The sequence below is a fragment of the Polyangium sorediatum genome, from assembly GCF_029946465.1.
Taxonomy (GTDB): Bacteria; Myxococcota_A; Polyangia; order Polyangiales; family Polyangiaceae; genus Polyangium; species Polyangium fumosum.
This window is the reverse complement of sequence record NZ_JARZHI010000152.1, coordinates 1-7,230: the sequence shown is the minus strand read 5'-3', so window position 1 is coordinate 7,230 and position 7,230 is coordinate 1. Positions and strand designations below refer to the sequence as shown.

General features: G+C 70.1%; 4 protein-coding genes. 3 read left to right on the top strand and 1 reads right to left on the bottom strand.

Annotated features, from left to right (window positions below; genetic code table 11):
* Nucleotides 1–201: 201 nt before the first annotated feature.
* Entirely contained in the window at nucleotides 202–1,737 is a 1,536-nt protein-coding gene (locus QHF89_RS49590) for a phytoene desaturase family protein (protein ID WP_136973387.1), read from the bottom strand.
* Between the two features lie 233 nt (nucleotides 1,738–1,970).
* On the opposite strand from QHF89_RS49590, the gene QHF89_RS49585 reads away from it, so the two are divergent.
* From QHF89_RS49585 to QHF89_RS49575, 3 genes are read left to right on the top strand one after another with little or no spacing between them, the layout of a single operon-like run.
* Nucleotides 1,971–2,858, top strand: a complete 888-nt coding sequence (locus QHF89_RS49585) for a PAS domain S-box protein (protein ID WP_136973388.1) — start codon at nucleotides 1,971–1,973, stop codon at nucleotides 2,856–2,858.
* 23 nt (nucleotides 2,859–2,881) lie between these two features.
* Nucleotides 2,882–3,856, top strand: a complete 975-nt coding sequence (locus QHF89_RS49580) for a quinone oxidoreductase family protein (RefSeq protein WP_136973389.1) — start codon at nucleotides 2,882–2,884, stop codon at nucleotides 3,854–3,856.
* A gap of 26 nt (nucleotides 3,857–3,882) precedes the next feature.
* On the top strand, nucleotides 3,883–7,095 hold the full coding sequence (locus QHF89_RS49575) for a protein kinase domain-containing protein (RefSeq protein ID WP_136973390.1): 3,213 nt from the start codon (nucleotides 3,883–3,885) through the stop codon (nucleotides 7,093–7,095).
* Nucleotides 7,096–7,230: the final 135 nt, after the last annotated feature.

The window sequence follows — 7,230 nt, the reverse complement described above, 5'->3', positions numbered from 1 at the left end:
GGCCGACGAAGAAGCCGGGGTGCCAGCCGAACCCGCAGCGCGGCGGTCTTGGTGGGCAGGGTCGTTGCTGGTCTTGACCGGGCCTGTTCGATGAACTGCGCATCGCGCAGTTCATCGAGCTTGGGTCCAGCCCCTGGCTGGTCCGGGTCCCGGGGCGGACAGCCCCGGGTGGGGCCTGGGGCAAAGCCCCAGCGCGGCGCCTCACTTCGGGGCGAGCTTTGCCATGAAGGACGCCGCAAGCCCAGACAGGAGACATGGCGCCACGCCGCCGCCGAAGACCCCGGAGCCTGCGAGATACAGGCCGGTCACGGGCGTGCGTGTGCGGAATCCTTTGGGTCCCCATTGCGAGAGTGTCATTGCGGGGCCGAAGGGGGCGCCGGCGGCTGCGCGCGTTCGGTCTGCTGCGGTGAGCGGCGTGCCGTAGGCTTGCACGACCACGTCGCCCACGAGCCCGGGGTACCGCGCGTCGAGCTCTTTCAGCATCCAGGCTGCGATCTCGTCGCGATAGGCTGCGTAGGCGGGCCCTCGCTCCGCCTCGGGGAGCGATTGCCATTTGCGGAAGCGCGCGTGCGGCACGTAGGTGAGTACGACCAAGGACGAGCTGCCCTCCGGTGCGAGGGTGCCGCTTGGATCTTTGATCGAGGTCGGCGAGAGGAACAGCATCGGCCGCGGCGGCAGTTTTCCTGTGAATCGCGCGGAGAAACCTTCCTCGACGTCGTAGGACGGATACAGCCACACGTTTTGCGCGCCGAGCCCGTATGTCCGCAGGTCCCGGCGCAGGCCGAGCCATATCTGGAAGGTCGCCATGGAGGGCTCGATCACGGCGGCTTTGCGCCGGAGTGAGGTCGGCAGGTCCGAAGCGGACACGAGCCGGCCCAGGGTGAGCGCGGGGTCCACAGCGGAGACGACGATGTCGGCCTCGATCCTCTCGCCCCCCGCGAGCACGACGCCGGTCACGCGGCCGCGCTCGGTCTCGATACGCTCGACGAGGGCGCGCGTGCGGAATTGCGCGCCTTTTGCTTCGGCGGCGCGCACGAGCGCGTCGCGCAGGCCCCCGCCGCCGCCGCGCGGGAAGAACGCGCCGTCACTGAAATGGGCCATGTAGAGCAGCGCGGCGAGGCCGACCACGCGCGAGGGTGGCAGGGCCCATGCGCCGGATTGGCCGGCGAGCACGGCGCGCAGGCGCTCGTCGGAGGTGCTTTGCTCGATGAGCTCGCGCAGGGGCCGCTGGCTCCATTGCAGGAGGGCTGGCACGCCCGTGAGCGCCACGAGATCCGTGAGGACGGGCCGGCCGAGGATGCCCCGGGCGAGCGCGTCGTGCATCCGCGCCGCGCCGTCGAGCAAACCGAAGAAATGGCGGAGACCCTTCGATTCCTCCGGGAAGAGGACGCCGAGGCGCTCGCGGTAGGCGGCGAGTGGACGGCACACCTGGACATCGAGGTCGGGAAATCGGTAAAGGTCGAATCCGTCGGGATTGAGCTCGTGGAAGAGCTCGCCTGCATCGACGCCGAGGGATTGCAAGAGGTCGTGCACGAGCTGGCCTGGGCGGCAGGCGCCGACGTAGTGCAGACCCTGGTCGAAGACGAATCCGTCCTTCGAAAAAGGCGCGAGGTAGCCGCCGATCTCGGCGTCTGCGTCGAGGGCGAGCACGTCGAACCCGTCCTTGGCGAGGAAGGCGGCGGAGGCGAGGCCGCCCGTACCGGTTCCGATCACGAGGGCGCGACGCGTCGAGGCCATGATGCTGCGCGGAAGGGTACACCTGGCCGCCCGTCGAGGCGAGGAAAACGAATCACCCGCACGTGTCGCGGCCACGAACCTGCCGTGGAGTCCCGGTATGCCGACGTACTCCGCTTGCGCGCAGAGCTTCCATCCGCGCGCGAGGCTGCTTGACAGGAATTCGCGCGGCGGCCTAACATCCGGGATTTCAGGGGATTCGGGGGATTTCGGGGGGCCGGGGGAGACCAGGGGAGATGGTGGACGAGCAACGAGACGAAGTCGCGGCCGAACCTCAAAAAGACGCGCCGAAGCAGGATACGTACAGGCTCCTCTTCGAGCTGGCGGCCGACCTCCTGGGCATTGCCACGATGGAGGGCTATTTCGTGGAGCTCTCGCCCTCGTGGGAGGGCCGCCTTGGCTACACGCGTGAAGAGCTCCGCATGCAGCCCTTCCTCTCGTTCGTGCACCCGGACGACCAAGCGCCGACGATCGGCGAGGTGAGCCGGATGGCCCAGGGGGACGTCGTCCTCACCTTCAAGAATCGATATCGATGCAAGGACGGCGCGTACCGGTGGATCGAGTGGACGAGCGTGCCGAAGGACGGGCTCATTTATTTCGTGGCGCGGGACATCACCACGCAGCAGCAGATCGAGGAGGAGCTGCGTGCGTCGCGGCGCGAGGTCGAGGAGCGATATCGGGAGCTCGAGCAGGAGATGACGGAGCGCCGCCAGGCCGAGGCCGCGCTGTATGCCCAAAACGAGGCGGTCCGGGCGCTCTCGGCGCCGATCCTGCAAGTGGCCGAGGGGGTGCTGCTCCTGGCGGTCATCGGGCGCATCGACGCCGAGCGCGCGGGCATGATGATGGAGAAGCTCCTCGGGGCGATCGTGGACGCGGCGGCGCGCGTGACCATCCTGGACCTGACGGGCGTGGCCGCGATGGACACGGATACGGCCTCGCACATCTTCTCGCTCGTTCACGCGTCGAGGCTGCTCGGGAGTGATTGCCTCGTGTCCGGCATCCGGCCCGCCATCGCCACGACCATGGTCGACCTCGGGATCGACACGAGCAGCCTGCGCACGTTCGGGACCCTCGCCGCGGCGCTCTCGCACGCGCTCGGGCTACGAGCGCCTCGCCACAAGTGACGAACTGCTGCTAGGCTCGCGCCATGCGAGCCATTCGATTTCATGCCCTCGGCGGCCCCGACGTCCTCCGCGTCGAGGACGCGCCCGAGCCGACGCCGAAGCCGGGCCAGGTCCTCCTCGCCGTCCGCGCCGTGGGCCTCAATTACGCCGATACGATGTTCACGAAGGGGCAATACTTCATTCGCCCCACGTTCCCGGCGATCCCGGGCATGGAAGCCGCCGGCGAGGTGCTCGCCATCGGCGAAGGCGTGACCGACGTCCGCGTCGGTGATCGGGTGATGGCGCTCGGCGACGGGGCGTATGCCGAGCAAATGGTCGCGCCGGCGTACAGCGTCTATCCCATCCCGAAGGGGCTGTCCTTCGAGCAGGCCGCGGCGCTGCCGGTGCAGGGCCTCACGGCGCACCACGTGCTCACGCTCTCGGGCAGGCTCGCGCCCGGGGAGAAGGTGCTCGTGCACGCGGCGGCGGGCGGCGTGGGCACGCTCGCGGTGCAGATCGCGCGGCGGCTCGGGGCGTCGTTCGTCGCGGGCACGGTGGGCTCGCCGGCGAAGGCGGAGCTCGTGCGGTCGCTCGGCGCGGATCTCGTGGTGAACTACCGGGAAGACGATTTCGCCACGCAGATCCGCTCGGCCGTGAAGGAGGGGGTGGACGTGGTGCTCGAAATGCTGGGCGGCACCGACGTGTACAAGCGCAGCCTCGCTTGCCTCGCGCCGATGGGCCGGATGGTCGTGTTCGGCGCCGCGACCGCGGACGTGCGCGGCACGGTGGAGCCGGTCGGGCTCATGCACAAGAACCTGACCATCACCGGTTATTACATGACGCCGCTGATCAAGCGCCGCGAGCTCTGCGCCCCGCCCCTCGCCGAGCTCGCCGCCGCGGCCGCGGAGGGCGCGCTGCGCGTGATCGTGGGCAAGACGTATCCGCTCGCGGACGCGGCGGAGGCGCACCGGGACCTCGCCGGCCGCGCCAGCACCGGCAAGCTCGTGCTCGTGGTTTGACGTCGTCGGCTCCGAAGCGCGCAGAGATGGCTCCTTCCTCGCTCGACGCCACCCTCAAGCCGGGCGCGGTCGGCCCCGCGGGCTCCGAGGGCTTCCCGGTTCACGGCTGGGATCGGTATCAGCCCCTTCGCCTCCTCGGCCAGGGCGGGATGGGTCGGGTGTTCCTCGCCCGCGACGTGCGCCTCTCGCGGGACGTCGCCCTCAAATTCGTCCGCGGCGACGATCCCGAGCTGCCGCGGCGCTTCGTCCTCGAGGCGCGCGCGCAGGCGCGCGTCGATCACCCGCGCGTCTGCAAGGTCTACGAGGTCGGCGAGATCGACGGCAAGATTTACATTGCCATGCAGTACATCGACGGCAGGCCCCTCTCGGAGCTCGCCGGCGAGCTCACGATCGAGCAAAAGGCCATGCTCGTGCGCGGCGCGGCCCTCGGCGCGCACGAGGCCCACAAGGCAGGGCTCGTCCACCGGGATCTCAAGCCCTCCAACATCATGGTCGAGCGCACGGAGGGAGGAGAGCTCCGGCCTTACGTCATGGATTTCGGCGTGGCGCGCTCCGCGCACGAGGGCGCGTCGGAGACGGGAGCGATCCTCGGCACACCCCATTACATGTCGCCCGAGCAGGCCGCCGGCGAGGCCGGCAAGCTCGATCGCCGATCGGACGTGTATTCGCTCGGAGCGACGCTCCACGCGATTCTCACCGGGGCGCCGCCCATCCCCGGCGACCATCCGCTCGAAGTGCTGGCGAACATCGCCCACGTCGGCCCGCGGAGGCTGCGGGACCTCGATCCGAGCATCCCGGCGGACCTCGAAGCCATCGTCCTGAAATGCCTCGAAAAGGACCGCTCCGAGCGATACGACTCCGCGCGCGCCCTCGCGGAGGACCTCGCGCGTTTCCTCGACGGCGAGCCGGTCCTCGCGCGCCGCGCCGGGGCCCTCTATCGGCTGCGCAAGAAGGCCCGGAAGCACCGGCGGCTCGTCGCCCTCGCCGCGGTCGCGCTCGCGGCGGTGCTCGTGGCCCTCGGCTGGGGCGTGTACACCCGGAGGCAGGCCGGCGAGCGAGAGCGGCTCGCCCGCCGGTTCACCGCCCTCGTGGAGCACCTCGAAGCCATCGCTCGGTATTCGGCGCTCGCGCCGATCCACGACATCCGCGCGGACCGACAACGTATTCGCGAGGGCATGGCCGAACTCGAAGCCGAGGTCCGGGGCGCCGGCCCGGCGACTGCGGGGCCTGGGTATGATGCCCTCGGGCGGGGATTCCTCGCGCTCGACGACGACACGAGGGCCCGGCAAAACCTCTTGCTCGCGTGGGAGCACGGCGACCACGAGCCCCGCGTGGCCTATGCCCTGGCGCTCGTTCATGGTCGTCTTTATCAGCGCGGCCTCCTCGACGCGGAGCGCATCCCGAGCATGGAGCAACGCGAGGAAAAGAAGCGCGAGGTCGAGCGCCGGCATCGCGACCCAGCGGTTGCCTATCTCGCGCAGAGCGAGGGCGCGGAGGTCCCCTCGGCCGCGTACGTGGCCGCGCTCCTCGCGTTTTACGAGGGCCGCCACGACGACGCGCTCACCCACCTCGACGCGCTCGGCGACGGGCTCCCGTGGTTTTACGAGGCCCCCCTGCTGCGCGGCGACGTCCTCTTCGCCCGGGCGCTCCTCGGGCGGTTCGAGGGCAAGCGGGAGCGCATGGGCGCCGATCTGGAAGCCGCCCGTCACGCCTATGCCGCCGCCGCCGAGATCGGCGAGAGCGTGCCTGCCGTGTATGCGGCGCTCGGCGAGCTCGAATATGCGGCGCTGGTGATCGAGCTGTACGGCGGAGGGGACGTCGACCCGCCGTTCGAGCGTGGCGTCGCCGCGGCCGATCGGGCCTTGCGCGTCTTGCCCGACCATACGCCATCGCTCCTCGTCGAGGCGCGCCTCCGCCGGAGCCTCGCCGAGTACCGGAGCAACCAGGGGCGTGACGTCGAGCTTCTCCTCGCGGAGGGGATCCGGTTCGCCGAACGTGCGGCCCTCGCCCCAACCGGGGGCCCAGAGGCCGCGCTGGAGCTCGCGCGTGGCTACCGGCAATGGGGAGAGCACCTCCAGAGCAAGAACGTCGACCCGCGGCGAAAACTCGCCAAGGCGCTCGACATCTCGAACGAGATCATCCCCGACGCCCACGACTACGACTTTTATGTTCACCTCGGCCTGATCCACAAGGTATGGGCCGATTACGAGGATCAGATCGGCCTCCCTTCCGATGCGCACCGCAGCCAGGCGATCGACGCCTATCGAAGGGCGATCGACCTCGACCCGCGGGGAAGCGACGTCTGGCTGAACCTGGCCATCAACTTTTTCGCGCGCGCCTCGCAGCCGGGCGCCGCAGATCCCGAGGGGGACCTGCGCGAAGCCCTGGCCGCGCTCGAAAAAGGTCGGAAGGAAAACCCCCGGCACATCGTCCCCTACTTTTACGGGGGCGAGATCCACGCGCTCCTCGCAAAACGGAGAGAAGAGCGCGGCGAGGATCCCGTGCCGCTGCTCGGGCAAGCGCTCGCCACGTATCGCGCCGGGCTCACCGTCAATCCCAGGCTCCCGCATCTGCACAATGGCGTAGGGGCGGTCCTGGTCGAAGAGGCCCGGGTGGCCTCCGCGCGCGGGCACGATCCCGTGCCGCTGCTCGCCGAAGCCGAGCGAGCCTTCGACCAAGCCATCCTCGTAGCCCCGGATCAGGGCTACGCATACAGCAACAAAGGATTCGCGCTCGTGCGGCGCGCCATGGCGGAGCGCGCCCGCGGGGAAAACCCCGCGCCGAGCGTGCGCGCCGCCGTGCGTGCTCTCGAGCGAGCCCTCGATCGAATCCCCGGCGAAGCCGATTTCTGGTCAAACCTCGGCATGGCCCACGTGGTCCTCTCCGAATACGAGGCGTCGCAGGGGCGTGATCCGACCTCGACCCTCCGGCGCGCCACGTCAGCGCTCGACGAGGCGCTCACGCAAAACCCTCGCGCCGCGCAGGCCCATGTCTTTCTCGGCGAGGCGCGCAGCACGGAGGCGCGCTGGGCCGCGCAGAAACGACGGGCGCGCCCCGGGGATTTCGAGCGCGCAGCGCGGCATTTCCAGCAAGGGCTCGCGCTCGAACCGAAGAACCACGAGTACCTCGACGCCTTCCGTCGATTCTGCGACGCATGGGCCGCATGGCTCGACGAGAACGGCGAGGATCCCGGGCCCGCGCGGGCGCTCCTCGAACCACGCGCCGCCGCGGGGCGCTGAGCGCCGTGCCGGGGCGCCGCCCCGGACCCCGCGGGGGGCTGTCCGCCCCCTTGTATCTGAAGGCTGCGCTAGGGTTCGGGGGTCTGGAGGCAGAGGGCGCGGTAGACCGTGGCCCCTTGGGTCTTCGAGCCCGTG

What these genes read in the sequence shown, in the direction of transcription:
- QHF89_RS49590 (WP_136973387.1), bottom strand. Translation starts at nt 1,737, where the DNA reads ATGGCCTCGACGCGTCGCGCCCTCGTGATCGGAACCGGTACGGGCGGC.
- QHF89_RS49585 (WP_136973388.1), top strand. Translation starts at nt 1,971, where the DNA reads ATGGTGGACGAGCAACGAGACGAAGTCGCGGCCGAACCTCAAAAAGAC.
- QHF89_RS49580 (WP_136973389.1), top strand. Translation starts at nt 2,882, where the DNA reads ATGCGAGCCATTCGATTTCATGCCCTCGGCGGCCCCGACGTCCTCCGC.
- QHF89_RS49575 (WP_136973390.1), top strand. Translation starts at nt 3,883, where the DNA reads ATGGCTCCTTCCTCGCTCGACGCCACCCTCAAGCCGGGCGCGGTCGGC.